This is a genomic window from Paraburkholderia sp. BCC1885 (assembly GCF_900996235.1).
GTDB lineage: Bacteria > Pseudomonadota > Gammaproteobacteria > Burkholderiales > Burkholderiaceae > Paraburkholderia.
In genome coordinates this window covers 24,330-48,648 of sequence record NZ_CAAJGM010000022.1, presented here as the reverse complement: position 1 = coordinate 48,648, position 24,319 = coordinate 24,330, and the positions used below count along the sequence as shown (strand labels likewise).

The 24,319-nt window shown below is 59.8% G+C and carries 22 protein-coding genes and 6 pseudogenes; 6 read left to right on the top strand and 22 right to left on the bottom strand.

Annotation, left to right across the window (positions count from 1 at the left end; genetic code table 11):
- Nucleotides 1-112: 112 nt before the first annotated feature.
- On the bottom strand, nucleotides 113-802 hold the full coding sequence (locus tag FQ755_RS01515; protein ID WP_144150349.1) for a flavin reductase family protein: 690 nt from the start codon (nucleotides 800-802) through the stop codon (nucleotides 113-115).
- A gap of 417 nt (nucleotides 803-1,219) precedes the next feature.
- On the opposite strand from FQ755_RS01515, the gene FQ755_RS01510 reads away from it, so the two are divergent.
- Complete coding sequence (locus tag FQ755_RS01510; protein WP_144150348.1) at nucleotides 1,220-1,912, top strand: NAD(P)H-binding protein; 693 nt, start codon at nucleotides 1,220-1,222, stop codon at nucleotides 1,910-1,912.
- 69 nt (nucleotides 1,913-1,981) lie between these two features.
- Here the strand turns inward: FQ755_RS01510 and FQ755_RS01505 are convergent, their stop codons facing one another.
- The 10 genes and pseudogenes from FQ755_RS01505 to FQ755_RS38605 all read right to left on the bottom strand — a co-directional run.
- Complete coding sequence (locus FQ755_RS01505; RefSeq protein WP_186308388.1) at nucleotides 1,982-2,521, bottom strand: TetR/AcrR family transcriptional regulator; 540 nt, start codon at nucleotides 2,519-2,521, stop codon at nucleotides 1,982-1,984.
- An 87-nt stretch (nucleotides 2,522-2,608) separates the two neighbouring features.
- On the bottom strand, nucleotides 2,609-3,517 hold the full coding sequence (locus tag FQ755_RS01500; RefSeq protein WP_144150346.1) for an inositol monophosphatase family protein: 909 nt from the start codon (nucleotides 3,515-3,517) through the stop codon (nucleotides 2,609-2,611).
- Nucleotides 3,518-3,774: 257 nt separating this feature from the next.
- On the bottom strand, nucleotides 3,775-4,878 hold the full coding sequence (locus FQ755_RS01495) for a threonine aldolase family protein (RefSeq protein WP_144150345.1): 1,104 nt from the start codon (nucleotides 4,876-4,878) through the stop codon (nucleotides 3,775-3,777).
- 81 nt (nucleotides 4,879-4,959) lie between these two features.
- Nucleotides 4,960-5,375 (bottom strand): annotated as a pseudogene (locus tag FQ755_RS01490) (integrase arm-type DNA-binding domain-containing protein); the annotation flags it as partial.
- A 118-nt stretch (nucleotides 5,376-5,493) separates the two neighbouring features.
- Nucleotides 5,494-5,676 (bottom strand): hypothetical protein, encoded by a 183-nt coding sequence (locus tag FQ755_RS01480; protein ID WP_186308386.1) that lies wholly within the window; start codon nucleotides 5,674-5,676, stop codon nucleotides 5,494-5,496.
- Nucleotides 5,669-6,007: a helix-turn-helix domain-containing protein gene (locus FQ755_RS01475; RefSeq protein WP_144150343.1), complete on the bottom strand. Its 339-nt coding sequence runs from the start codon at nucleotides 6,005-6,007 to the stop codon at nucleotides 5,669-5,671. Before FQ755_RS01475 ends, FQ755_RS01480 begins: the two co-directional genes overlap by 8 nt.
- A 117-nt stretch (nucleotides 6,008-6,124) precedes the next feature.
- Nucleotides 6,125-6,529: pseudogene (locus FQ755_RS01470) on the bottom strand (integrase arm-type DNA-binding domain-containing protein); the annotation flags it as partial.
- A gap of 896 nt (nucleotides 6,530-7,425) precedes the next feature.
- Nucleotides 7,426-7,683: pseudogene (locus tag FQ755_RS01465) on the bottom strand (transposase); the annotation flags it as partial.
- Nucleotides 7,684-7,862: 179 nt separating this feature from the next.
- Nucleotides 7,863-8,285, bottom strand: a complete 423-nt coding sequence (locus tag FQ755_RS37925) for a helix-turn-helix transcriptional regulator (RefSeq protein ID WP_260858241.1) — start codon at nucleotides 8,283-8,285, stop codon at nucleotides 7,863-7,865.
- Between the two features lie 93 nt (nucleotides 8,286-8,378).
- Nucleotides 8,379-8,663 (bottom strand): annotated as a pseudogene (locus FQ755_RS38605) (AraC family ligand binding domain-containing protein); the annotation flags it as partial.
- A 182-nt stretch (nucleotides 8,664-8,845) separates the two neighbouring features.
- Between FQ755_RS38605 and FQ755_RS01455 the strand changes: the two are divergent.
- On the top strand, nucleotides 8,846-9,415 hold the full coding sequence (locus tag FQ755_RS01455; RefSeq protein ID WP_186308385.1) for a DUF4410 domain-containing protein: 570 nt from the start codon (nucleotides 8,846-8,848) through the stop codon (nucleotides 9,413-9,415).
- Between the two features lie 12 nt (nucleotides 9,416-9,427).
- The gene (locus tag FQ755_RS01450) at nucleotides 9,428-9,970 is read left to right on the top strand and encodes a redoxin domain-containing protein (protein WP_144150340.1); all 543 of its coding nucleotides are present in this window, start codon (nucleotides 9,428-9,430) and stop codon (nucleotides 9,968-9,970) included.
- 886 nt (nucleotides 9,971-10,856) lie between these two features.
- Here FQ755_RS01450 and FQ755_RS01445 read toward each other — a convergent pair.
- The 3 genes from FQ755_RS01445 to FQ755_RS01435 form a co-directional block, all read right to left on the bottom strand.
- On the bottom strand, nucleotides 10,857-14,663 hold the full coding sequence (locus FQ755_RS01445; RefSeq protein ID WP_222105700.1) for an ABC transporter ATP-binding protein: 3,807 nt from the start codon (nucleotides 14,661-14,663) through the stop codon (nucleotides 10,857-10,859).
- A 47-nt stretch (nucleotides 14,664-14,710) separates the two neighbouring features.
- Nucleotides 14,711-15,307 (bottom strand): isochorismatase family protein, encoded by a 597-nt coding sequence (locus FQ755_RS01440; protein WP_144150338.1) that lies wholly within the window; start codon nucleotides 15,305-15,307, stop codon nucleotides 14,711-14,713.
- 149 nt (nucleotides 15,308-15,456) lie between these two features.
- Nucleotides 15,457-15,852 (bottom strand): MarR family winged helix-turn-helix transcriptional regulator, encoded by a 396-nt coding sequence (locus FQ755_RS01435; protein WP_260858249.1) that lies wholly within the window; start codon nucleotides 15,850-15,852, stop codon nucleotides 15,457-15,459.
- 185 nt (nucleotides 15,853-16,037) lie between these two features.
- Here FQ755_RS01435 and FQ755_RS01430 point away from each other — a divergent pair, with 185 nt between their 5' ends.
- From FQ755_RS01430 to FQ755_RS01420, 3 genes are all read left to right on the top strand, one after another.
- On the top strand, nucleotides 16,038-16,250 hold the full coding sequence (locus FQ755_RS01430) for a ParD-like family protein (RefSeq protein WP_144150336.1): 213 nt from the start codon (nucleotides 16,038-16,040) through the stop codon (nucleotides 16,248-16,250).
- 148 nt (nucleotides 16,251-16,398) lie between these two features.
- The gene (locus tag FQ755_RS38600; protein WP_144150335.1) at nucleotides 16,399-16,806 is read left to right on the top strand and encodes a GFA family protein; all 408 of its coding nucleotides are present in this window, start codon (nucleotides 16,399-16,401) and stop codon (nucleotides 16,804-16,806) included.
- Entirely contained in the window at nucleotides 16,748-17,356 is a 609-nt protein-coding gene (locus FQ755_RS01420) for a LysR substrate-binding domain-containing protein (protein WP_260858240.1), read from the top strand. The genes FQ755_RS38600 and FQ755_RS01420 overlap by 59 nt, the downstream gene beginning before the upstream one ends.
- A gap of 145 nt (nucleotides 17,357-17,501) precedes the next feature.
- On the opposite strand, the gene FQ755_RS38595 is transcribed toward FQ755_RS01420, so the two are convergent.
- The 8 genes and pseudogenes from FQ755_RS38595 to FQ755_RS01385 all read right to left on the bottom strand — a co-directional run bounded on the left by FQ755_RS38595 (nucleotide 17,502) and on the right by FQ755_RS01385 (nucleotide 24,274).
- Nucleotides 17,502-17,906: a LysR family transcriptional regulator gene (locus tag FQ755_RS38595; RefSeq protein WP_409937022.1), complete on the bottom strand. Its 405-nt coding sequence runs from the start codon at nucleotides 17,904-17,906 to the stop codon at nucleotides 17,502-17,504.
- Nucleotides 17,867-17,989, bottom strand: a pseudogene (locus FQ755_RS38590) (hypothetical protein); the annotation flags it as partial. The pseudogene FQ755_RS38590 and the gene FQ755_RS38595, both read right to left, overlap by 40 nt.
- Before the next feature lie 300 nt (nucleotides 17,990-18,289).
- Nucleotides 18,290-18,799 (bottom strand): annotated as a pseudogene (locus FQ755_RS01410) (IS110 family transposase); the annotation flags it as partial.
- A 230-nt stretch (nucleotides 18,800-19,029) separates the two neighbouring features.
- The gene (locus FQ755_RS01405) at nucleotides 19,030-19,383 is read right to left on the bottom strand and encodes a hypothetical protein (protein WP_144150333.1); all 354 of its coding nucleotides are present in this window, start codon (nucleotides 19,381-19,383) and stop codon (nucleotides 19,030-19,032) included.
- Nucleotides 19,384-19,409: 26 nt separating this feature from the next.
- The gene (locus tag FQ755_RS01400) at nucleotides 19,410-19,676 is read right to left on the bottom strand and encodes an SDR family NAD(P)-dependent oxidoreductase (RefSeq protein ID WP_186308383.1); all 267 of its coding nucleotides are present in this window, start codon (nucleotides 19,674-19,676) and stop codon (nucleotides 19,410-19,412) included.
- A 757-nt stretch (nucleotides 19,677-20,433) separates the two neighbouring features.
- Nucleotides 20,434-22,236 carry a CocE/NonD family hydrolase gene (locus tag FQ755_RS01395; RefSeq protein WP_144150331.1) on the bottom strand — a complete coding sequence of 601 codons (1,803 nt, stop codon included), beginning with the start codon at nucleotides 22,234-22,236 and terminating at the stop codon, nucleotides 20,434-20,436.
- A 107-nt stretch (nucleotides 22,237-22,343) separates the two neighbouring features.
- Nucleotides 22,344-23,342 carry an SDR family oxidoreductase gene (locus tag FQ755_RS01390; RefSeq protein ID WP_144150330.1) on the bottom strand — a complete coding sequence of 333 codons (999 nt, stop codon included), beginning with the start codon at nucleotides 23,340-23,342 and terminating at the stop codon, nucleotides 22,344-22,346.
- A 41-nt stretch (nucleotides 23,343-23,383) separates the two neighbouring features.
- Complete coding sequence (locus tag FQ755_RS01385) at nucleotides 23,384-24,274, bottom strand: SDR family oxidoreductase (RefSeq protein WP_144150329.1); 891 nt, start codon at nucleotides 24,272-24,274, stop codon at nucleotides 23,384-23,386.
- Nucleotides 24,275-24,319: the final 45 nt, after the last annotated feature.

Genomic DNA, 24,319 nt, shown 5'->3' with positions numbered 1-24,319 from the left:
AAACCACTGGTGTTGTGAGCCATTCGTGAGCCAGCCAAATTCGAAGCTGGCTTCTCGAATAGGGCTGTCAAAGCAAATTTCGCCTGCACGGCGCCTGCTGATCGAACATGCTCTATGTACTTTTATCCTCTGTGGTTCGAGCCCGGTCGATGTCCGGTCCACGGTAGGCACTTTCGGGGATCTCGGCGAGCGTCGATTCGTGCAGTTCCGGCCCCAGGCCATAGAAACGCTGGAAGCTCATGATGAGCGGCCGCCATTTGTCCGGATCGATGCGGTTTGAGTGTTCGTCCATCAGCACATCGGGGTGGACGTGGACGCGTTGAATGCGGACCTCGAAAATCAGGACCGCACCGCGGCTGGCCACGTCGTCTGCCATCAGATCGTGTTGCGCGACGAGTACGGCCTCCATTTGGATCGGACATTCCAGCGCGCGGGGCGGCTTCACGGTGAGCGATGGTACGGGGGTCAAGCCGGAGACCTCGAACTTCCGCTTCTCATAGGTATATCCACGGCGTACCTTGCGCTCGGGAACGGGATTCGCCCCGGTGAGGCGGGCCAGGCGATTGACCGCCTCCACGCCGTCCGCAGAGGGAAGATTCAGGACGCACTCGCCGGTGCGCATGAGGTTCTGCGGTGTTTTGGCACCTGCATCAAGCCCCAGCATGCATCGCCAGCCCAGCCAGAAAGCGGACGACATGGGAGCGATATTGGCGCTCCCATCTTCATTCAGAGTGCTGATCAAGACCACAGGAGTGCCGAAATAGAGGATAGCCGGCTCTGTGAGGACATGAGGTGCTTGCATGTTATTTCCTCTAAAAAATACTCGACTGGATCGTTGAGCACGATGCTTCGGTCAGTCAGTTAACAGCGCCCATGTACTAGCCGTCTTGAACGCTATTGCAGGCCGATCCTCTACGGCGTCAAGGATGCGCTCGAAGATCCAGCCGATAACGCCTTGAGCAAGCAGCACTTGATGCACGAGATCAAGATGAGGTTGTGGTTCGCGGGCAGGACAAACCGATGCCGGTCCGCAGAATTACGCGAATCGTCGAACACGCGGCGATCAAAAAATGCGAGCAAGCCCCCCGGATGCATATCATGGCGGGCAAAACAGGTCGTATTTCCAAAGGCTTTTTTGTTCACGAACGGTCATATCCGTGCGAGTAGCGAAGTCCCACCATCACCCTCAAACTCAATACTTCTGCAACCAGAGGGATAAATGATGAAACGCTATGTTGTCGTGGGTGCCAGCCGGGGCGTTGGGCTGGCCATCGTGGAGCAACTGAGTCACCAAGGTAAGTACGTGCGTGCCATATCGCGTCATCCTCGAGCGGCCTCGCAATATGTCGAACCCGTCGCCGCAGACGTGACAAACCCGGCCTCGCTGTCCATCGCGCTTGATACAGACATCGAAGCTGTCTTCTTCACCGTCGAAAGCGCCGGCGGCATCAACGGACGAGGACTGTTCGGCTCGCGGGCTGCGATCCGTGAAGTCACCTATCAGGGATGCGTCAACACCTTAAATGCCATCACGCAGAAAGAGCATCGTCCCCGTTTCATCCTGATGTCGGCGATGGGCGCGGACAAGCCATCGATGCTCTGGACCATTTCCAACCTGATGAAGGCCGGCATGCGTGACAACATGATCGGCCGCGAGCGTGCGGTTCAAGGCTCAGGACTTCCCTACGTCATTCTCCGTTCTCCAATTCTGACCGATGCTGTCGCTGGCATTGAGACCGTGAGCGCAACGCCGGCGACCCATGCGCTATCCGGCAGTATGAAGATCGGCCGTTCCGACATCGCCGCTGCCTTGATAGAGGCCGCCCGCTTCGCTCCCTCATGCAGCACGTGGGATGTCGTGCCCGATATAGTTGCAGACGCACCTGACTGGTGGAGAAGCACGCGTAGATAAGGCCCCACGGGGCCGTCATGGTACGTTAGAGATGGCGCCGTACATCGTCGATTTTTGTCGGCGCACAAACTATTCGGTGGCCATGGTCAAGTACCCCAAAACCGCCCATTCGATCCGCCGGGCTAGCACCTGGGAGGCGCTTGCCGTTTCCACAGGACCCAGGTCGCTGAGACTTCGGGTAATCGCCATCAGATCGGAGGCAATCACTGCGGTGGGGAGCGGAAACTTTCCGACCGCATCTAACAGATCCATGATGGCCGCTCGAATCCTGTCGGCCGATTCTCTCTGGGCGCTTTCCGCCTTCAGGCGAACCTCTTCCGAGTCGAGTAAGCGTGACAATCGGGGCCGCTGCTGCTCATGTTCCGAGATGATCTCGATCATCTTGAGCAGGGTGATCTTCCAGTCGTCCTGATCCAGTGCCGCAATGCGACTGGCAAGATTCGACGCTTCCCGCTCGATCAATGCAACGGTCACCGCATCCTTATTGGGAAAATACTGATAAAGCGAGCCGATACTCACACCGGCACGTTCTGCGATGTGATTCGTTGTGTAGCTTTCGAAGCCTCCCGCCTCCAACACCAATGCCGCCGCTTCCAGGATCGCGTCCATTGTATTGGACGACCGTGGCTGGCTGGGCCGCTTGCGCGGACGGGGAACGTCATTGGGTGAAGTGGAGGCGGATTGCTTCATGACTTCCTAGTTACTGGAAATTGATTTTCGACCCCGGCAAATCTCGCCGGTGATCGCGATCATGCTTTCGCTGATGCCTGGCGCGGCGGCAAGAATACCTTCCGCGGTCCATCCAAAGGGCTGACCTTCAAGGTCCGTCATCCGAAAGCCGGCTTCTTCGACTAGCAACGACCCGGCAAGCCAATCGTGAATCGTCGATCCGACTTCGAACAAAGCATCAAGACGCCCGGCAGCAACGTAGGCGAGCTGCAGCGATGCGGACGCCATCTGCCGGATCACGAACACATGCGGCGCAATTGCAGACATCAACTCAAGCGTCGTCGCGTGCCGTGACGGATCGCCATGTCCGTAGGGCGGAAGGAAGGTCGCCACGACGGCACCGCGCAAATGCTTCTTGCCGCTTGGGCGAAGCGGCATACCGTTCAACGTTGCACCGCAGTTGCGCCGTGCGACGAACGTCTCCTTCAGGACGGGATCATAGACGATGCCAAACTCGGTACGTCCGTTGACCACCAGCGCCAACGACGACGACCAAAGTGGCAGACCTTGTGCCAGATGATACGCGGCGTCGATCGGGTCATACACCCAATACGCTGTAGAAGGCTCCGCCCCGGCCTGGGCCTTGGCATTCGCCTCCTCGGCACCGCTCCAGCTAATCTGGGGGAAACGCGACGACAGCGCGCTGCGCATCTCGCCTGCGTACAGTTGATTAAGCGCCGTAATTTGCCGAACGAAATCGGCAATGGTGAAATCGGGGCCGGGGCGCTCGAATGTCTCCGCGATACGGTTCGTGATGCTTTGAAGCATCGTCTCGCAGTAGTTTTCGTCTACGTCGATCATCATGGCTTTCCTAAAAGAGTCGATAGATTGCCTCCCGATGGCGGGAGAAAATTCATCGCTCATCGGATCGCTCATGAATTATCCAAGGCGTGGCGCATCGTCACTACTCGCATGGCCCTTGCTGAAAAGACAGACGTAACCTCATGAAATGAAGGCATATTCCCGGATATCGCGCGGCGGCGCCCGACGCTGGCTGCATCGTTACTCATATATTCGGCGAATCTCCCGGACATACGATGACGAAGCCATACTCGGACCCGGTAGGCGAAGGCAATGATTAATGCGCGATCGGACCGCAAACCCGACCCGCGCACTTATCAAAGGATCAATAATCAATAGCCCGCACCGTGGCGGACGGTCGTGTTCTGCGGCGCTGAACCGATACTTTCGTTGACGGACAATTCCTTCAGGCAATCGGCTACGATTTCGAGCGCACGCACGACGTCATCCTTCTGTATATCCAGATAGAAAACCGCGCGAACGGCATCGATGCCAGAAGGAAGCATCCACAGACCCCGGCGGTGTGCGGCTTCGACAAAGGCGGCCGCATCGGCACCGGCGAGTCGGAAACGGACGATGTTGGTCTCGACCGTGGACGTGTCCAGAATGATCGATTCCAATTGCGCAAGCCCATGGGCGAACTGTTGCGCCAATGCGTGGGTTTCCCCTATACGTTCACGATGATTCTGCAACGCATACAACGCTCCCGCGGCGATGATGCCGGCTTGGCGGAAACCTCCACCGATCTGCTGCTTGAAACGGCGTGCCCGAGTGATGAAGTCCTTCGGGCCTGCCAGACAGGAGCCCACCGGTGCACCGAGCGCCTTCGAAAAACAAACACTCACGCTATCGAACGGCGCCGCGTAAGCCGATTCCGGTACGCCGGTGGCGGCGGTGGCGTGCCATAACCGTGCTCCATCCAGATGCAAGCGAAGCTGATGGGTCCGCGCGGTGCGGCAAACAGCTTCCAGTTTCTCCAGTGGCCAGATCGATCCCCCACCGATGTTATGGGTGTTCTCAATACAGAGCAGACGGTTCGGTGCCGGTATAGTGGCCGGGAAGAACGGATGGGGGCGGCCGAGCGCCGCATCCACATCATCCGGTCCAAAGATTCCGCGAATCCCCGGTAGCAGGCGCGGCAAGACGCCCGAGAATGCCGCCGGTGCGCCGCCTTCGAGAATATAGACATGCGCGTTCTGGTCGAACAGCACCGCATCGCCAGGCTCGGTGTGCGCACGAATGCCCACCTGGTTAGTCATGGTCCCGGTCGGCATATAGACAGCATCTTCCTTGCCGAGGAGTTCCGCCGTTGTTCGCTCCAGGGCTTTCACAGTCGGATCATCGCCATAGACGTCGTCACCAACTGTCGCTTCAGCCATCGCCTGACGCATGGGTATCGTCGGCCGGCTGCAGGTATCACTGCGGAGATCAATCATTTGAGACCCCTGGTCCGTTTCTGGGTTGATTGGTGCCATGATTTGCGAAGAACACGCGCGGCTTCTTGAACGCTATTGCATCCGTAACCTCGTTGCACAGGCTCGCAGGTCTTCAGGCTGGATTTCGGTCAGCAGGCGATTCTGAAAAACCGACGAGATGTCCCGGTCGATGATGTGCTTGCGCATGGCTCGGGTGCTGTCAGCCAACGTTGCATTGGCCAGCCATGTTTTTATCGCGGTGTCGAAGGTCTTGATGGCGAGCATACGGCGTGTCTCGCGTTGCTTTTCAAGCGCGGGCGAGATGCCATTGAGGACGGTTTTCCGCGCGTCCAGGAGCGGTTCGCGCGCCATTGCCAGAGATATGCCGTCAGGGCCATAGCGCCCGAAGGTCAGCGTTTCGCGGCGGCCGTTGAAACGGTAATCGTAGCGGGACGGTCAGAAGCCTTATAAATCCTGGACTTAGGTTTGGGATTGCGTAGTGCGGCGTCAGTGGGCACGGAGGTTTTCTCCGGCGTTTGACGGTTTTTATCGTCGGGTTTTACCGTCAGGGATCAGGAGACCTGTTGATGCCCGGAAAGCCGCGTAAAACAACATTTCCTGAGAAGCCTTTTACCGTCAAAGACGGTAAAAGTCCGAATAGTGAATGGGAGGGTCAATCGAAAAGCGCTCATCGTCGGCCAGCCAGGTCTCGTCATATTCGAACGTGACCGTTTCTTCCCGACGCGATGCATGGCGCCTGAGCAGGCCTACCGGTCGCGGCGAGCCGTCAAGATCGATATATACCTCAACATCAGTCATGGTCACCCTTCCCTCCGCCACCACGGCGCAGCCGGACGCGCTGAGGCAATGCCGCGGTTGCAAGCGACTGCCCCACTGTATCCCGGGCGGCGTCGGCAACGTCCAGTAGCCCATCCAGAAGCCCAAGCGCCTGTAGCACGGCGGCGTAGATGCCGATGCTCACGCTCGGATCTCCCGCCTCGACGCGCTGCAAAGTCGCCCTTGATGTGAAAGCCCGTTCGGCAATCACAGCCATGGTCAACCGGCGACGGCGACGCGCGTCGTGAATATCGGCGCCTAATTTGCGTAGCGTGCGCCGGACGCCAGCGGAAGGGGCATAGGGGGTCGGCATTTTGCTATCTTCGTAAGCCTTTATACTCCATTAATGTATCACGAAGTTAGCATCTTTCCCAACCCACCTGAATTGTCTGGGAGAGATTGACGTCGTACGGACGTGGAACGCGCTCGGGCGATTGCGAAAGACCGGCAGGATGTCCCGGTCGATGATGTGCTTGCTCATGGCGTGGGTGCTGTCGGCCAACCGTGCATTGGCCAGCCATGCTTCCATTGCCACGCCGAAAGTCTTGATGGCGACGACCCGCCGCTTCTCGCGTTGCTTTTCAAGCGCGGGGGACATGTCTACCTGAACGGATTTGCGCGCTTCCAGGAGCAGTTTGCGCGCCATCGCCAGCGAGATACCACCCGGGCCATAGCGTCCCAGGGTCAGCGTCTCGCGGCGGCCGTGGAGCCGGTAATCGTAGCGGAAGGTGACGGTACCGCTAGTCGATACCGTTACGTACATGCCGTCCCGGTCAGAAGCCTTATAAATCTTGGACTTAGGCTTGAGATTGCGTAGTGCAGCGTCGGTGAGCATCGAGGTTTCCTCCGGCTTTTTGACGGCTTTACCGTCAGGTTTTACCGTCAGTGATCAGGAGACCTGTTGATGCCCGGAAAGCCGCGTAAGACAAGCTTTCCAGAGAAGACTTTTACCGTCAAAGACGGTAAAAGTCTAATAGTGAACGAGAATAACTTAATCCGGCCTCGATTTTTACCGTCAGCCCTACCACCAACTTATTTTGCTGGCCGGCGATAGCCACCGATAGATCCCGCGACGTACTTTCTTCTAAATCAATACGTTACGACAGTTTCTCGATAGCTGGCGATAGTCCTCGAAGGACGTAAATTCACTCCCACTCCATCATCAACAGGCCACGCAAACCCGCATGGTTAAAGGGATTGGTGGTGATTGACATGGGGTATTACCGTCGCTTTTACCGTCAATGGCGTTCATCTTTTGCTGGCGCGAGATGGAGCGATTTGGGGGGCGGCGACTCTTGCAACACCATCGTCAACCAGTGCATAGGATACAAAAAAAACGGCACCCCGGCCCGCTCCGCGCTGGCTGCCTAGTTTGCTTACGGCAGCCTCAACAGCTTCCGAATTGCTATAGCCACTGTCTCCAAGTCATCGATGACGCCATCAGCGTCGGGGTGACCACCAGCGCATGGATACCGCCGCCAGCGTTCGCGCCAAATTCGGCAGCCTACGGTGTAACAAAAAGATTTTCCCGACCGCCGAAGGCACGAACCGGGATACCTTTTCCGGTCTCGGCCGCGGCGGCAGGCACGACGATGGGAAGAACAGACCGGCGCGACGCGCACGGTTTATTTTGGACATGCGGTCAGATATACGGCAATTCTGGAACTGTCAGATTGTGTTCGAGGCGGTTAAGGCACCCCGCTTTTCGGCGGGCAGCGGTTCGAGGATAGCTCAGTCGTAGGGATGCGTGAAGCGCTCCTCGTACAGTATCGCGAATTGGTTCATGGCCGCTTTCCAGACATGTGCGGCGCGTGTCCAGCCAGCGGTAATGTTGTGCGGCGCCAGCCATAGCAGTTTCGTCCCGGCCTCGTCACTCGGGAAGTGGCCGCGTGTGCGAATGATCTTGCGCAAACCAGCATTAACGCTTTCAAGCGCGTTCGTCGTGTAGATCACCTTGCGTACTGCCGGCGGGAACGTAAAGAAGGGAATAGGGGAAGGGGTTTTCTCATATAAATCAACGGCTTGTAAAATAACTCAAAAATAGTTAACGCAACGCACTGCTCGCCACGAGAAGCTATTGCCGCGTCTGGGGCGGAGCACAGCGTGTAAGCGACCTGCTCATATTTACAACGGCGGTTTTACCATTGCCTGACGAGTTTGTTCAGCCCTTACCTTGAGAGGCGAGGAACGGCCTGCGCGAGGATTTTCGGACTCATTCCGGTGAGCCGATGACATAGAGAGACGAAACTACTGACGCTATCGTAGCCAAGAGACATCGCGGTGTGGGTGACTGATTTACCCTCCGCAAGCATGCCGATGCCTGCCATCAATCGGGCGACCTGCCGCCATTTACCCACGGACATCCCGGTTTCCTGTTTGAAGGTTCGCGTCAGAGTGCGTCGAGACATCCCGGATGACGCGGCCAGTTCATCCAGACCGGCCATTTCTCCCGGCGCCTTTTGCCACGTATCCGTTAGCGTTCGCAGTCCAGGAGATCGTGGCAGAGGAAGAAGAATGGCAGCGCCGCGTGCAACCGACAGTTCGTCGAACAGGACATCAAGCAAACGCTGTTCGGATGGCGAGACCGTCATATACGTCTCTGCCCGTTGTGCCAATCTCTCAAACAAAGCACGCGTAAGAGACGTCGACGTCCACACGCATGGCTGCGTAGGAAGCGATGCACACAGACTCGGCTCCAGGTGGATACGTGTCCATTCAACGTCATGGTTGGCAGACCCATGAACCGCGTAGGGCGGTATCCAACAAATTTGAAGCGGGGGAATCAACCAATGGCCCGTCTCGCTGCGAGCCATCAAATGACCAGCATGGAGCAGGAACAACTCCCCGTGCGGATGTACGTGGGAGCCAATGAGCAACGCCTGGTCGAGACTCCGCGCAACGCTTAAAAGCCCACCATTGCGGAAGGAATCAAGCGCCCGCACGTAGGACGAAGTGGAAAGTTTTCTCATATGGCCCAAAATCATACAACATCAGTACTTTTCGCGTAGCGGGCAAGCGTTAGTAGGAGCAAGATTTGTCCTCCATTAGCCCGACTCGCTCGCTGAAAATGACGAATCTTCCTTGTCTTCGTACCGGTCGCATCCTCCCGGTGTTGGCACTGCTCATACTCGCGGGTTGCGCCGGAACCGGTGTGACCAACGTCATGAGTTCGCACCCGATCAAGACGTCTGCCCCACGGACCATAGCGGTCCTGACAGACGTCAAGCTCGCCTATTCACCACGGCATGAATCGGTAGCAACGCAATCAGACGCCGCAGACCAGGTCAATACCGCGCTTAACAGCGATCTAAAAGCGACCCTGCTTAGCAACCATCTCACAGTCGTCGATGCCACGGAGCATCCAGACTTATTGCTCCGCAGTCGCATCGTCGACGTCCGACGTGGAAAAAAAGCGCTGCGATTACTGGTGGGCTATGGCGCAGGACGGGCGGAGTTGCAAGTCTCCTCCAGCCTCGAACTTCCACACGCGCCAAGATCGGAACCGCTGCTGTCTTTCCAGACGAAGAGTACGACTGGCGGAATGCCCGGGAACTTGATCAGCGCTGCCGTGAAAAGTCTCGGTAAAGACGGGCTCGACGTAGAGGTTATGGAGACAGTAAAGCAAATAGATGACGAGCTCGGCAAGTATTTCGTGGCCCAGGGCTGGCCATACCTCGATTCGTCACCCCATGTAGATGCGCCGAAGTCTGATGCGCCCTGAGACCAAAAATTGATGAAGACCGATGATAAGCTCGTTGCCCGAATCGGACCGGAGAATACGCTTCCCGACCCTCTCGGCTCGCCTCTGCCTCGGCTCGTCTTGTCGGCGACAAACGGTATTACAGTGGATCTCGCCGAACGAGCCAGCAGTGATATTCTCGTGCTGCACCCGGTTGCGTTACCTCTCGATTGTCTGATACCTCAACCTCTCGACAATGCCTTTCAGATTAAAAGAAGCATCGCTACGCTACTTGCATTCAATGAATTATGCGATGAGCTCGAGTCTGTAGGAATTAGTGTGTTCGGTATAAGTGTGCAGTCGCCGGAAATGCAACGTCTGACGGCGGCTAGTCTAGAACTAAAGTTTCCCCTCCTGAGCGACAAACATGCGGCGCTGGCACTCGCCCTCAAACTTCCGTTAATCCGCAACGGGAGGTCGCCAAGATGCCCACTACTTGTCCTGGAAGCCAGAATGGGGCGGATAGTGCGCCACATCAATCCACTGATGGAACCGGATGGCCTTCTAGAAACGATGCGGAGATTTTTAATTTCTTGACCATTTGGTTGCTCCGACATGCCTAATTGAAGGTTGCGGAAACAGACTCGCCAGCACGAGGCGAGCGCGCGGCGAGATAATTGCCCATGGGCCAGTAAGCGGGCGACACGTCAGCCGGTACGTGCCCTGCCCCTCAATGGCATGGAGCTGCGCCTACGGCGCGCGGCAAGCTTGTCCTCGGCGCGTAGCATAAGACGGGCCAGGTACGCTGCGCTGCGTCCAGCGGCGTACAAACCTGCATCGAAGTATTCGCCGTACAGCGTGCAAGATGGTCACGCGGCCGCCCGTCGAAGTCGGCGACGGGGCGTTTCGCTGTGGACGTTGACACTTCTCGGCAGCCCCCGCGCCTAGCTGTGGATGAAGAAAAGCGCCGGCTCGGCGTGCCGGCTGCACTATGCCGAGCATCGCGCGCATAGGCTGTCCACGCGCTTCTTCCGCATGGAAGTGCGAATTGCGCTCGATTGGCAGGTCGAGCCACCCGCGAACGATCGCCAGCTATGTTGCCCTCGCTCATTCATGTCCGCGAGGAGCCGAACCGAGCAACGTTGCGTGGTGCATCTAACACAAGAGACAGGAACTGGTTGATTCGTAGCCCGAAGATTCTATCGTCACTCAGCAACTGGCGACCGCGGTCCTCGTGAAAGCATTGCGGCTGCACCTCGCGCAGACGTGCTGAGGTGGTGTTGGCTCGCTCTTCGCCCTGACCGATGAGCGGCTTCGTGCGGCGATCAATGCTATGCACGCATCCCCCGGCCGCCAATGGACGCTGCAAATCATGGCCGAGCACGCAACCATGTCGCGTACGACGTTCTCGGCACATGATCATCGAAAAAGCGGTCGAGCAATTCGTGGCGACGGGCCGGCCCGGGAAGCAAGGACCAGCCCGTCAGCGAGGCCGCCCCATAGATTCTTCCTGGGAAGTCCCCTCGAATGCACGCCACATTGACGCATACGCCCCATTTCGCGCGAGGAGATCGTGATGGCTGCCGAATTCAGTGATGCGACCGTCCTGGAGGACGGCGATGCGGTCGGCTAGACGCGCCGTCCGGAGGCGGTGGGCGATGATGATGGTCGTGCGGTTGCGAGCGGCCGCTCGCATGGCTGCGTTGACTCGGGCCTCGCTGAGTGGATCGAGGTTGGAGGTCGCCTCGTCGAGAAGCAGGAGTGCGGGCTCGACGAGTTGCGCTCGAGCCAGGGCGATCAGTTGTCGTTGGCCCGCCGAGAGTGATCCGCCCCGTTCAGGGAGGTCGGTGAGGTAGCCGTTGGGCAGCGCTGCAATGACGTCGTGGGCGCCGACAGCCCGAGCGGCGGCTTCGATCTCGGCTTCGGTGGCGTTGGGGCGGCCGTAGGCGATGTTATCGCGCACGGTGCCCGCGAAGAGGAAAGCCTCTTGTGGCACGTAGCCGAGTTGGGTGCGGAACGTGTGCAGGTTGAGCGCGCGTAGGTCGTGGCCATCGAAGCGGACGGAGCCGTCGAGCGGGTCATAGAAACGGGCGAGCAGCTTGAGTATTGTGGACTTTCCCGCGCCAGTCGAGCCGACTAGTGCCACGGTCTCTCCGGCGGCGATAGTGAGGTTAAAGTCGCGCAGAGCGTTCCCGTGTGCGGTGGGGTAGCCGAACCGAACTCCGACCAAATCGAGCGCTCCGGTGGCGGGCGTGGCGAGGACCTCGGGATGTTCGGGTTCGGGTGTCAGCGTCTTGGTCGCCATCAGGCCGGCGATGCGGTCGACGGCGATGCGGGTCTGTTGCCAGGAGTCGAAAACCTGGGAGAGCTGTTGGATGGGGCTGAAGAACAGATCGATATAGAGCAGGAACGCGACCAGCGTGCCGCTGGTGATGGAACCGTGGTGGATCAGGGAAGCCCCGAGCCCGAGGACGACGGCGTCTGCGACCGCAGACAGGAACTGGACGAAGGGAAAGAACAGCGCGACGAGGCGTTGGCTTGCGACGCGTGTGCGAAGGTAGGCGTCGTTGAGCTGGTGGAAGCGAGCATTGGTGGCGTCCTCGTGGGTAAAGGCTTGTGCTTCCCGGATACCGGCCAGTCCCTCTTGGAAGTCGGCGTTAAGGGCGGCGATACGTTCACGTGCGGCGTCGTAGAGGATGTGTGAGCGTCGGCGGAACCAGATCAACGCAATTGCCATGGGAAGAACCACTGTCAGGGTCGCCAGCCCGAGTTTCCAGTTGGTCACGAGCAGCATGACCGCGACGCCGATGAAGGTCACGAACGCGACCAGCGCGCTCAGTAGGCCACTGCTGATCAGGGTTGCGAACTGATCGACGTCGGAGGTCATCCGGGTCATGATCCGGCCGGCCGACTCGCGCTCGTAGTAGTCGAGCGAGAGGCGTTGGAGCTGGGCCCAGATCCGGATTCGGAGCGAGAACATGATCCGCTCGGCGGTGCGTCCGGCGATGAAGGTACTTCCGATCTCGACGAACAAGTCGGCGAGCGTGACGACCAGATAGATACTTGCGGCGATGAGCAGAGCGCTTTGGGCGCCCGCGCTGACGCCGGAGTCGATGCCCTGCTTAACGAGGAACGGGCCCGCGACGCCGGCGGCGGCGTCGAGGATCACTAGGGCCAGCCCGAACAGCAGAGGGCGCCGGAAGCGGAAGAGAAGTCCTCGCAGCCGGAAGGAGCGTTCCGGTGCGCTCTCGGAACTGAGGTCGTAGGCGATGTGGTCGCGCACCGGTGGCAATGCTCTGACGCGCGCGAGTAGCTCCGGAGTGGGCGGTAGCCCTGCCATGGCGCCGCTTCCTCGACCAGCGCGGCGACCGCCAGGCCCCGCGGCGCTAGCTTGTACCGTCCGCTCCTTCGAGGTGCTGATGGGGTCGGCAGGCCCGCTCTGCCAGGCCGAGGCGGTGACGGCGGCAGACACGGCAAGAGATGCAAGCGCCTCGACCGAATCGCCGGCCTGGCGAGCAGGATCGGCTGCTTGCTCGAGACCGGTCAGCAGTTCGCGATAACGCGGGCTCCGCGCGCTTAGCTCCTGGTGAGTACCGTCATCGACGATGCGGCCCTCGTCGAGGACGAGGATCCGATCGGCCAGACGCAGCGTCGAGACACGGTGGGCGATTAGCAGCGTGGTGCGGCCGGCGAGCACGGCGCGCAGGGCATCCTGGATGGCCTCCTCCGTGGTCGCGTCCAGTGCACTGGTGGCGTCATCGAGGACCAGAACCCGGGGGGCGGCGAGGATCGCTCGCGCAAGGGCGACGCGTTGGCGTTGTCCGCCGGACAGTGTCAGGCCACGTTCTCCGACGACGGTGTCGTAGCCGTTCGGAAGATCAAGCGCGAATTCATGGACCTGTGCTGCACGTGCGGCCGCTTCGATCTCGGCCTCGGTGGCATCGGGGCGACCGTAGGCGATGTTATCGCGGATAGATCTCGACAGCAGGAAGCTCTCCTCGAACGCAACCGCGACCTGCCGCCGCAGAGAGTGCAGCGTGACGTCGCGAAGGTCCTGGCCGTCGATCAAGATCCGGCCTGCATCAGGGTCGTAGAAGCGGGGAAGCAGCATCGCGAGCGTCGACTTCCCGCTGCCGCTAGGCCCGACCACGGCCACCCGCTCCCCGGCCGCGATGCGGAAGGAGACACCACGCAGCACCGGTGCGCTTTCGATTCGGTCCGGCAACTTGCCGGCGATCTCGTCCGACGACTGGGCCAGTGAAGAGGCGTGCATGTAGGTAAAGGTGACATCGTCGAAAACGACCTCGCCGGCGACGTGGTCGAGCGTGATGGCGTTCTCGCGGTCGCGGATCTTCGACTGCTGATCGAGCAGCTGATAGATGCGCTCGACGCCGACGCGGGCCTGTTGCGCGACGGTGAGGATGCCGGCCAGCTGCCGCGCGGGGGCGGCGAACTGAGCAATATAGGTGGAGAATGCCAAGAAGGTGCCAATAGTCAGGTGGCCGTGCAGCGCCAGCAGGCCACCGCATGCCAGAACCGCGACCTGGGCCAGCAAAGGGATCATTTCGAGCACCGGCTGATAGCGCGCGTTCAGCCGCGTCACCCGAAGTCGCGACCCGTACAGTCGCTGCGCCGCCTCGGCGAGGCGACTCACCTCGCGTTGTTCTTGTCCGAAGGCTTTGACCACCCGGACCCCGGTGATGCCGTCATCGACGATCTGAACCAGTTCGCCCTCGCGCTGCTGGCTATCCCAGCTTGCCGGGAAGACCTGTTGCCGCATCCGGTAGGCCACCGCGAACAGCGCCGGCAAAATCGCCAGGGCCAACAGCGCCAGCAGCGGCGAGATGACGAACATGACGACTACGGAGAGCAGCATCATCAACACGTTGCCGCCGATGACCGGCAGGTAGACCAGCAGGCCTCCGACCAAGGCGGTGTCGGAGTTCGCCCGCGAGATCAGCTGGCCGACGGGAAGACGCGACAGCGTCGTCTGATCAAAGCTCTCAAGGTGGTCGTGCAACGCGTTGCGCAAATCAGCCTGCACGCTTAACCCGACGCGTGCGCCCAGGTAGCGGCGCAGGTAGGACATCGCGAATGCTACCCCGGCCGCGGCCAACAGCATCGCCAACCAGAACCACAGCACGCCCTGGTGGTCGATGATTACGGTGTCCAGGATCTGGCGGCCGATCAACGGCACGGCGACCTGAGCGGCCGATCCGCACGCCGCCGCCGACACGCTGATCACCGCGTCGCACCGGTGGAGTAGCACGACCGACACGATGCGGCGCACCCACGATACGGGAACTGCCGCCGTCCTAGAGGCAGAGCTGGAACTGCTCACGCAGCGCCAGCTAAGATGCCAGAGGCGGACAGCTTGTCCAGGATCTCATCAGTGGTTGCCCTCTCGCCCAGACGGGGGAAGATATGGTCGAGACTGTTGCGATGCGCCTCAGGATTGGGATCGGTCATCGCATCGGTGGCGAGAACGACATGCAGCCCGTGCTCGTATGCCGAGCGGGCCGTGGACTCCACTCCGATACTGGTCGCCACCCCCGTTATGACGGCCTGGGTGACACCGCGGGTAGCGAGTATCTCGGCTAGACCGGTGCCGTGGAACGCACCCCAGGTCTTCTTCGTGACCCGGATGTCACTGTCCTGCGGATCAAGTTCGTCGCGTAGCTCGGTCCAGCCTTCCGGCCGGGCCCGCGGCTGTCCAGCGTCATCGCTGCGGGCCTGGCGAGCCTCGGTTCGGCCAGGGGATCCGCCGACCACGTTGACCAACACGACTGGCAGGCCGCGAGCACGAAACGCGTCGGCCAGACGACGGGAGTTACTCACGACGCTGTCGAAAAACTGCAGTCGCGAGCCGCCGATGCCCTTCTGCAGATCGACGATGATCAGGACAGGCGTCTCATCGATGGCGGTTAATGGCATGGTTGCTCCTCTCGGTAGATCGACGGATTTCTTGCGCGCTCGTCGACTGGTCTGAATGTGATTGGTGCGGCTACGGTGCCGAGACCAGCGTGCTGGACAGCGGCCGAGAAGCGTCGGCTGCACGAGCAGATCAAAGTTGATGGCGCCGCTCAGTCTTCTGTGGAATCGAAGCCCGCAAGTCGCTCCATGAGCGCTCCCGCGAGCAACAGAACCGCGCACTCTTCCTCGCTGAGCTTCGCAGCGATGGCGCGTCCGAGCCAGGTATCTCGCTCGTTGCGGAAGCCGGCCACCAGATCGGAACCGGCCTCGGTTGCCACGAGATTCACGCGTCTCCTGTCTTGTAGAGACCTGACGCGCCTTACCAAGCCGCGAGACTCCAGCGTGCGGAGTGCGGCAGCGACATTCGAGCTCGCCATCCGTAGTTCATTGCCGACGTCATGCGGCGTCAGCCCCTCTGCCCGGCAAATTACTGCCAAGACTTGGAGCCCGGTACGCGTAAGCCCTTCGGCAGGGAGTAACTCTCGCCCCAAGCGACGCCGCAGCATCTTGATCTGCTTACGGAATCGCCGAACATTCTGATCGTCCATTATTACTATTTTATATAGCTATTATATATAGTGCAAGTGGCGATTCTGGGAAGCTCGCAGCAGATGTCGAATCCGCAGCGATCACTTGCACAGGCACGGACACGAATATATGATTCGCATACATTTCATATAGATAGAACAGCATGGGCATTGTGAATATCGACGATGACCTGCACGATCAATTACGCAAAGCGAGCGTAGTCTCGTGCCGGTCGATCAACGCGCAGGCGGCCTTCTGGATCAAGGTCGGCATGTTGTGCGAAATGAGTCCGACGCAGAGTTTCAATGAGATCGTTGCACAGGAATTTCGAGCGGCAGGCGTCGTGACGCAAGCCATCAAAGTGGCGTCGGCATGACCAAGCGTCCAGAAGAAAGCGCATTACTGGCAGAGTCCGGTAGGTTGCCGGCGAATTTATACGGCTATTTGAGCGATCGCCTCATCGACAATGAACTCGACGCCGGCCGGCAAACAAAGGGCAGTAGGCGACAAGAGGAAACAGCGATATGACTGCTCCATTTTCCGGCGGGTGTGCATGCGGGTCGATCCGCTATAGATGTTCGCGCGCCCCTGTTGCGACGCTGAACTGCCACTGCCTGGACTGCCAGCGCGCAAGTGGCGCTCCTTTCGCTTCCGGCTTCATCGTGCGGGTGTCGGACGTAACGATCACCGGCAAGCCGAAGACGTACTCGGTTCGTGCTGGCAGTGGCAGGCACGCGACTCGCAGCTTTTGCTCCGATTGCGGCGCTCCTCTGTTCACACGTGGCGAAACTGCTCCAGAAGTGATGTCCATTCGTTTCCCTACACTGGACAATTCGTCGGAGTTTCAGCCGATGCTGGATATCTGGACATCCAGTGCGCAACCGTGGGTTTGCCTTAGTCAAGCAATTCCCCACTATCCTCAGGTGCCCTAGTGCGTTCGCCGCCGATCGCGCGACTATCCGCTTCGGAGGAATTTATGGCCTATCGAGTTTGGCCCATTGGCCCGCGCTCGGTGGTAGAGCGGTACGCGTCAATCCAAAGCCGGACGCAGATTTAGTCGGTCGCTGTTTCGTTCGAGACCAGCTTCTGATCGTAGCGGCCGCTTCGCTCGAATATCCGCCGGAAGAACCTGGCCCGCTGCGCAAGCCGGTGCCTTGTGTCGTCATGAGTTCCTTACCCGGTGGTGATTTCTGGCGCGTTCAGGGCCCGAGGGGCGAGATAGAAATTCCGCTGCGGCCGGTCTTGCGACTACCATCCCTACTTATGGTCCGCGACGCGGTGCGGACGGGTATTGGCGCGGCTAGGCTTCCCCGCATGCTCGTGGCCGAGGATTTGGCTTCCGGCCAACTCGTGTGCTGGGGCGCCGCCGCCGGGCCACCGGCGGAGATCTGGGGACTCCATGCGTCGCGGCGGTTCGCCAGCGGCAAGGTCAAGGTTTTTATGCGCTTCCTCGAAGCGGCCTTTCCCAACGATTGGCTCTAACGATTCAGCCACAGCGACAACGCTGCGCGCCACTATGCTTGAATCGCAGAACGCGCCTACGCGCAATGCCAGATCGATACTCTCGGTGACGAGGTCCTGTCGTTCGTCTCAATACATAGGTCAACATTCAGTTCGAGATGCAGCGTCACAAAACGTGATGGCGCCGGAACAAGTTTCCGAGTTGCAAAGCTCGAGGAGGCACCGATCTTAAGGTGGCCGCGCAATTCGTCCATGTCCCTCGCCTCGTTGTTCGCGTCGTCGACGTCCGCCAGGATTTTTTCGACTCGCGCGAGATAGCGCTATCCCAGCCTCCGTCACCGCGACTGCACGGGTGTGACGCTGCAGGAGCATACCTCCGATGTTTTTCGAGTTCAGCAATGAGTCGCGACGCCGAAGGCTGGGACAGCCCGAGTTCACGTCCCGCCTGCGAAAAACTTTGTGTGTAAGCGGTGCATCGGCACGGTTCGCCCAGACCACGTAGACGCGATTGTCTTCGGCCTTCGGTACCGTCAGCAGGGTGCGCTGGGAGGGATGTTCCCAGGCGCAGCACCACACGAGAATTTCCGCGCCTGAAAGCGCCAGTGCCCGGCTCGATTCCGGAAACATGCCGTCATATCCCAGCAGGATCCCTATGCGCCCGTGGAAAGTGTCGAAGACCTGGAATCCTTCCGTCCCGGCACATGCCAGACTTAGCGGCAGCGATCTTCTGGGAGTGGTGTTTGCGATTAGTCATGTAGAGGCGGACCTGTTGGTCAGTAACGCGGATTCCAGACATAGACCGACTGCTTGTTTTAGCCTCAGTCAGCCATCGTATGCCTCCGCCGAACCGGCGCCGCCGGCAGCTCGTCGTCTCCGGCGGCTACGCCGCCTGCGACTCCTCACTACCGGCCAAGATGATCGCCGCTACACCGGACAAGCTCATTGTCGCCGTCCACGCTCGGCAAGTCTCGCAAGTACCGCAGGAATCGCTTTGTCCAGCGCTGCCCGGCTCTTGCTTATCACTTCGCCGTACTCGGTGAGCAGCCCGCGCAGACCGTTCATCTGTGCGGTCCGGAACTTAACCTTCTGTTGCCGCATCCGGTGCAGCGCCAACACTGCCTGCTGCGCCTCGGTCTTCACCGCGACCGCTTTACTTGGCATCTGGGCAACCATCCAGATCGCGCGTGCGTCTGCCGGATCATTCTTATTGCCAATCACGAAGGCTTTGACGAACTTCGCTGGCATCAGTTTCACCTGGTGGCCCATCTCAATCAACCGCCGTGCCCAATGCTGAGCCCCGCCGCATGCTTCCATCCCGATCAGGCAAGGAGCTCGGTTTGCGAAGTGCTCAAGAAATATCGCCCGTTTGAGCTGCCGGCTGAGGATCTCCCCCGTGTCAGCATCCACCCAGTGAAGTTGGAACACCGACTTCGCAATGTCTACCCCGACCGTCGTACACTTCATTTGGGACCCTCCGGTTAGCCTGTGAAGACCTTAATGATCTTCCAGTTTTGGCACTTTGATGCCGTCGGCCCGTGAGGGTCCACCGCTTTCTAACTCCTCACGTCTGATGGGCGGGGGCGTTCATTTGATTTGTCGCTGCCCACTAGACACACACAGACGCCGATCACGGCGCCGTAATCACATCGACGAGCAAGGTCGGACGCCTATGCTTCATACGTTCTGACAAACGGTTATACATAGTCCACGATTCCTTCCGGTGAATTTCGTTCTGTGTGCATGGTCCAATAGGTATCCGCAATCTTTTCGGACCACCCTGGCTCGATCTTCACGCAAACTGTTGCGCAAGCGACATAGATATTTTCTGTGGCGAGCTCAGCATTAAGGCTTAACGCATAGGTGCGTAGCGCCGCGGCCATCGGGCCTGCAGATCCAATCTGCCATATCGTGTACTTTGCGGCGCGCCCTACGGTAAGCAGGATCATCCCGACCCCGCGTTCCCGCATCGACGGGAGGACTTGCTGAACGTAAGCAACAGCGCCCAAAAAATAAGAGTTGAAGGCTAAACGTGCGGCTTCGGTGTCCACCTGCGACGAAGGAACGGCTATTCGGGTCAGCGGACTATATTCCAGGATGTCGATTGCCCCGAAACCCTGTTGATCTGCATGAACGCACGCTCGAGAGATTCCTCGTCGGTCACGTCGGCGACATAGCCTTTCGCCTCTATTCCCTCTTCCCCAAGCGTCGCCGTCATAGTGGCGAGTGGTTCGGCGCGCCGCGCGATCAGCACAGCACGATACCCTTCCCTGCCAAATCGCTTGGCGATCGCGAGACCGAGACGAGGCCCGGCACCCACTATGACGATCGTTTTCATTTGCATCGGACAACTCCGTCCTCTTAGGCCGCAAAAGGGACATACACGGGGCATGACGTTCGAGCCGTCTAAATATTGTGATGCACGGGAAAATTTTGGCGCGTTAGGCAAATTACTTTAATAACGTCAATGCCTCTTCAAAATTCTCAGTGTGAGATTTCGCCGGTCAAAAGTGGGCGTGAGGCCGCCGAAGGAACCCTTCTGGCACCCAGAATCGATAAGCTGAAGGGTTGCTGGTTGCGGCAACGCAGTAATCAGTCACGCAAAACAGCTACCGTGCCCAATCGGCTTTTTAAAAACCGCTCCTCCGTATAATCCTTCGCAGATACATATCTCCGATCGGTAAGGGTCGAGCGCGCAAGAAGACGGCTGGTTCGGGACGGGTGAAACCCATGGTGTCATGCCCACGGCTCGAGCACGATTCTCCCGTTGACATCACCGGCTTCGAGTAACTCATGCGCTTGAGCGATTTGGCCAAGATGTCGAGGCGGCACTCGGACGAGTTGCGGCATAAAAAGGCTACGCGGCGTCCAGGAGAGCATCCGCGTAGCAAAAAAAATGCGCTTCCTGACAGAGCGGCGAACTTGCAAATTCCGCGGCCGTGGTGCTCAGTCAAGGCGCCATGCTGCTCACGGGTTAGGATCAATTCGCGGTATGGCAGAAATGGCGTTGTGGGGGTCGGTCGATCTCCGCACTGATAAACACGGCATCGTCCACTTCCGCTTTGCTTGACGAGCGTGCGGGCACCCCTTACAGGACTCGCTTACTGACGCCGTGGGATGTAAGGCATCAATAGGTACGATGCATGTTCCCCGCCCGTCGCAACCGTGTCCGTCCCGCCGTAAAGAGCAGGATCGCGGTTCGGATGAGCCAAATAGTAAAGTCCAGAATTGTTTGAGTCCGGAAGTTCGTAGTCCTTAGCGTGAACGATATTCGCGCCGGGGCCGTAACCGAAGTCCTTACCCTGGATCGTCAAAGCCAGGCGGTATCCCTTGGGAATCACAATACTCGTCGGATTCGTAAATTCGACGTCTACCGGGTAAAGCTGCGCGGGGATCATCGGCTCCGAGGCGAGGTGCGGATGGAAAGGCGCGTATTCGGTGGACCTCGCCGGATCGATGGCGCGATGCGACACCCGAAGATAGCCCTGGCCGAGCGGCACGTTCGGGTCGCTGTTGCCCGTAAAGACAACGTCGCGGCCCTCTGGATCGATCAGTCGGACGGCTGCGAAAATATCCATGTCCGCGGTCGAGGAACTGACCCAGAGCCTCACGGCGATCGGGCCGGTGAACTCCGTCTCATCGGCGAAGGGCGCGGACGTGAACGTCAGCCCATCCCCGGCTCCGGGATAGGATTTCTCAGCGGCCGTCGCGACTCCCACGGTCGGGCTCATCGTGCCGCTCGCATTGTCTAGATACCAGCGTTCCCAGCGCGTGCCCGGTAGAGGCCACGCGGTTTCCTCGCGCCAAGTGGCACCATCCGGACGCCTGACCTCCACGGCAACCGGCGCTTCCTTTTCCCAGCCGTTGTCGACGCCTTTTAGGTAATGGTCAAAGAACCGCTTCTGCAGCGCGAGTGCCTCGTCCGAATAGAAGGGCGTCAGATGATCTCCGGTTTCGATGCGCAGCCATTTGGACTTGCTGGCCGCTGCCAGATAGCCCTTGGTGCTCCAACCCGCCCAGTTGGCCACATCGAGAAGAGGTACCGTAATCCGGCTCCCGTCCGCTGTCAGCGCGCGATAATAGGCATCGTCAAAGGGATGTCTTGCGAAGGTTTCGACTGGCGCGACGCGGTTCTTCTTCAAAAGCTCGGGCGACAGAGGCGCTCCGGTATCTTTGCCACCGCCGATGGAATCGATGAGCGACGTCTCTCCATTCCCATTCTGGTTGGGCACCACCTGATGGTCCCACCAAAACTGCCATGCGGGGTTCAGAATCCCGCCAGAATAGGCTATCTCACGATAGGGATCGAACGCGCCCTCCCAGGGGAGGATCGCGGCGAGCCCTTTAGGCTGTAAAGCGGCGACCTGATATTGATTGATAGCGTGGAACGAGGTTCCCAGAAGACCGACCTTGCCCGTGCTCCAGGGCTGGTGCGCCGCCCAGGTGATCAGCGTCGCATAGTCTTCGGTCTCGCGCGGGGACATCGGATCGAGCACGCCGGGGGAGGCGCCGGCGCCCCGCACGTCGGCGTGGATGACGACATAACCGTTCGGAACCCAGCGTTCGGGGTCGGGCGCCTCGAACCGGATGTAGCGGCACGAGGACTGCTTGCAGAGGTCCGGATACTTGGCGATCAGTTTGGCCCACGACGTCTTATAGGCTGGAGCATCGGCAAGCCGCGTATCTTTTCCGTAGGGCCCCATCAGCATTAATACCGGATACCGACCGGGCTTGTCCGGGCGATAAATATTGACGCGCAACTTCAAGTCATCGGTCATGGTGACGGGCACGTCATGATCGAAAATCATCCCCGGGACGCCACTATCGACGCGCTCCGCCAGAGCTGGCTGGGCGAAGGCTATCGAGAGGGCAAGCGCCAATGGCACGAGTCGGGTCAATCGCATGGAAACTACTCCTGGTTGTTGTCCAGACCGCTTCACCGAAACCGAGAAATCGCAAAACGTTCGGCGAATGCAGTCGATATAGGAAGGTGTGGGCGTTCTGCGCTCTCTCACCCAGACGGCGTAGACGTTTGGCGATACCGGTCCTGGGAAGTAGAGCCAGCCGCAATGTCGGCCATCAGTGGCGGCTGCGTCGGCTGCCAGCACAGCCGTTCCTGCGTGGCGCTGCTGGAAACCGGATTGTCTGCGCCAACGAAAGGCGCAAGCCATCCGAAATGACTCGAAGCGTCTTCAGGTGACAACGATGCGACCCGGACACCGAGCTGCTGTCCAATCGCCTCAGCGAGGTCACTGAACCGGATGCTTTCTTCGGACACGGCGTGATAACAGGCACCGCCCTCGCCGTTTTCAAGCGCGAGCCGGAATAGGCGCGATGCGTCGAGCCGGTGCACGGCAGCCCACCTGTTCTTTCCATCACCGACATAAGCGGAAACCCGCTTCTTACGTGCGATCTCGAGCAACTGGGTCACGAGGCCATGCCGGCTCGCGTCATGCACCGAGGGCGGCAGCCGAATAACGGTGGACCGGATTCCGCGCGCGACGAGCGCCAGGGCCGCCTTTTCGGATTTGGCTCTGAGGCCACCCACTGCGTTCGGATCTGCCGGGTCGGTCTCGGCTGCGAGATGGCCCGGCGTCATCGCCATCGTCGGGAAGGCGATGACGAGGGCTCGCCCTCCCCCTCCCCCGTGTAGCGCATCCCCGAAGGTCTCGATCGCGCGCCGGTCCGCCTCAACGGCAGCGGACATGAATCGCTTGACGATGCCCGTCGGTCTACCGCCAAGCATGACCTTCACACGGGTGCCGAGACGGGCATGCGAGAAAGCGTGGAAAAACGCGGTGTGAATCACGCCATCCGCCGCGGCCGCCGCCCGGCGCAAACTGTCCAAGTCCTCAATCGTGCCGCGATGAGCCTTCGCGCCGGTGGCTTCAATCTTGGCGGCACCGTCTGCCGAGCGCACAAGCCCGGTCACCTGGTGTCCGGCCTCGATGAGATCGCGGACGATGGCCGATCCTATAAAGCCTGTGGCGCCTGTCACGAAAACGCGCATTGTGGTCTTCCTCGATGTCGATTCAATGGGAATTCGGCCGTTCAGGCGCCGAAATAACCGGGCTGAGCAAGGTCGGCAAGGAGGTCTGAGTGCTCCGGCGCCCAGCCCAGTAGCGCACGCGTGTGCTCGCTGGCGGCGGGAGCGTCGATTGCGACAAATTGAGCAAACCATCCGAAATGCGCGGCAGCTTCATCGGGCGACAGCGAAACCGTCGGCAGACCCAGGCTATGGCCGATAACCTCAGCGATATCCCGAAGCGCAACGCCTACTTCGGCGATCGCATGAAATGGCCCCTGCGCGTCTACCTCGAGCGCGAGACGGTAGACACGGGCAGCATCGAGCCTGTGCACGGCGGGCCAGCGGTTGAGGCCGTCGGCAACGTAGGCTGAAACGCCCTTCTCTCGAGCAATAGACGCAAGACGTGACACAAAACCGTGCTCACCCAGGCCATGGACCGAGGGTGCCAGGCGAATCGCGGCTGCCCGGATGCCACGCGCCGCCAGTTTCCCAACGGCGACCTCGGTAGCACGCGGGAAACTCGCCGAGATAGCGGGCGCCACATCTTTCTCTGTGGCGATTTGCCCCGGGGCAAGTAGCGCGACACCGGACGAGACCAGAAACCGTCGGCTCGAACCTTCGAGCATCGCACCGATCACCTCGATAGCACGTCGATCTACCGCGCAGTTCTCGGCAAGACGCGACCAGTCACGGCTAAAGGCCGTGTGGATCACCCCATCCGCCTCCGACACCCCCTCTCGCAAGCTCTCGAGATCTTCGAGCGAGCCGATGACGGGACGCGCTCCCACTGTGGCAAGCGCCGCCGCGCTCTTATCCGAACGGGCGAGCCCCATGACCTCATGCCCCGTGGCAAGCAGTTCCTGTACTACCGCGAAGCCGACCCAACCGGTCGCGCCGGTGACAAATACGCGCATCTCTCATCTCCTGTCTGTCTACCGAGACAGATTAGGCCGTTGAGA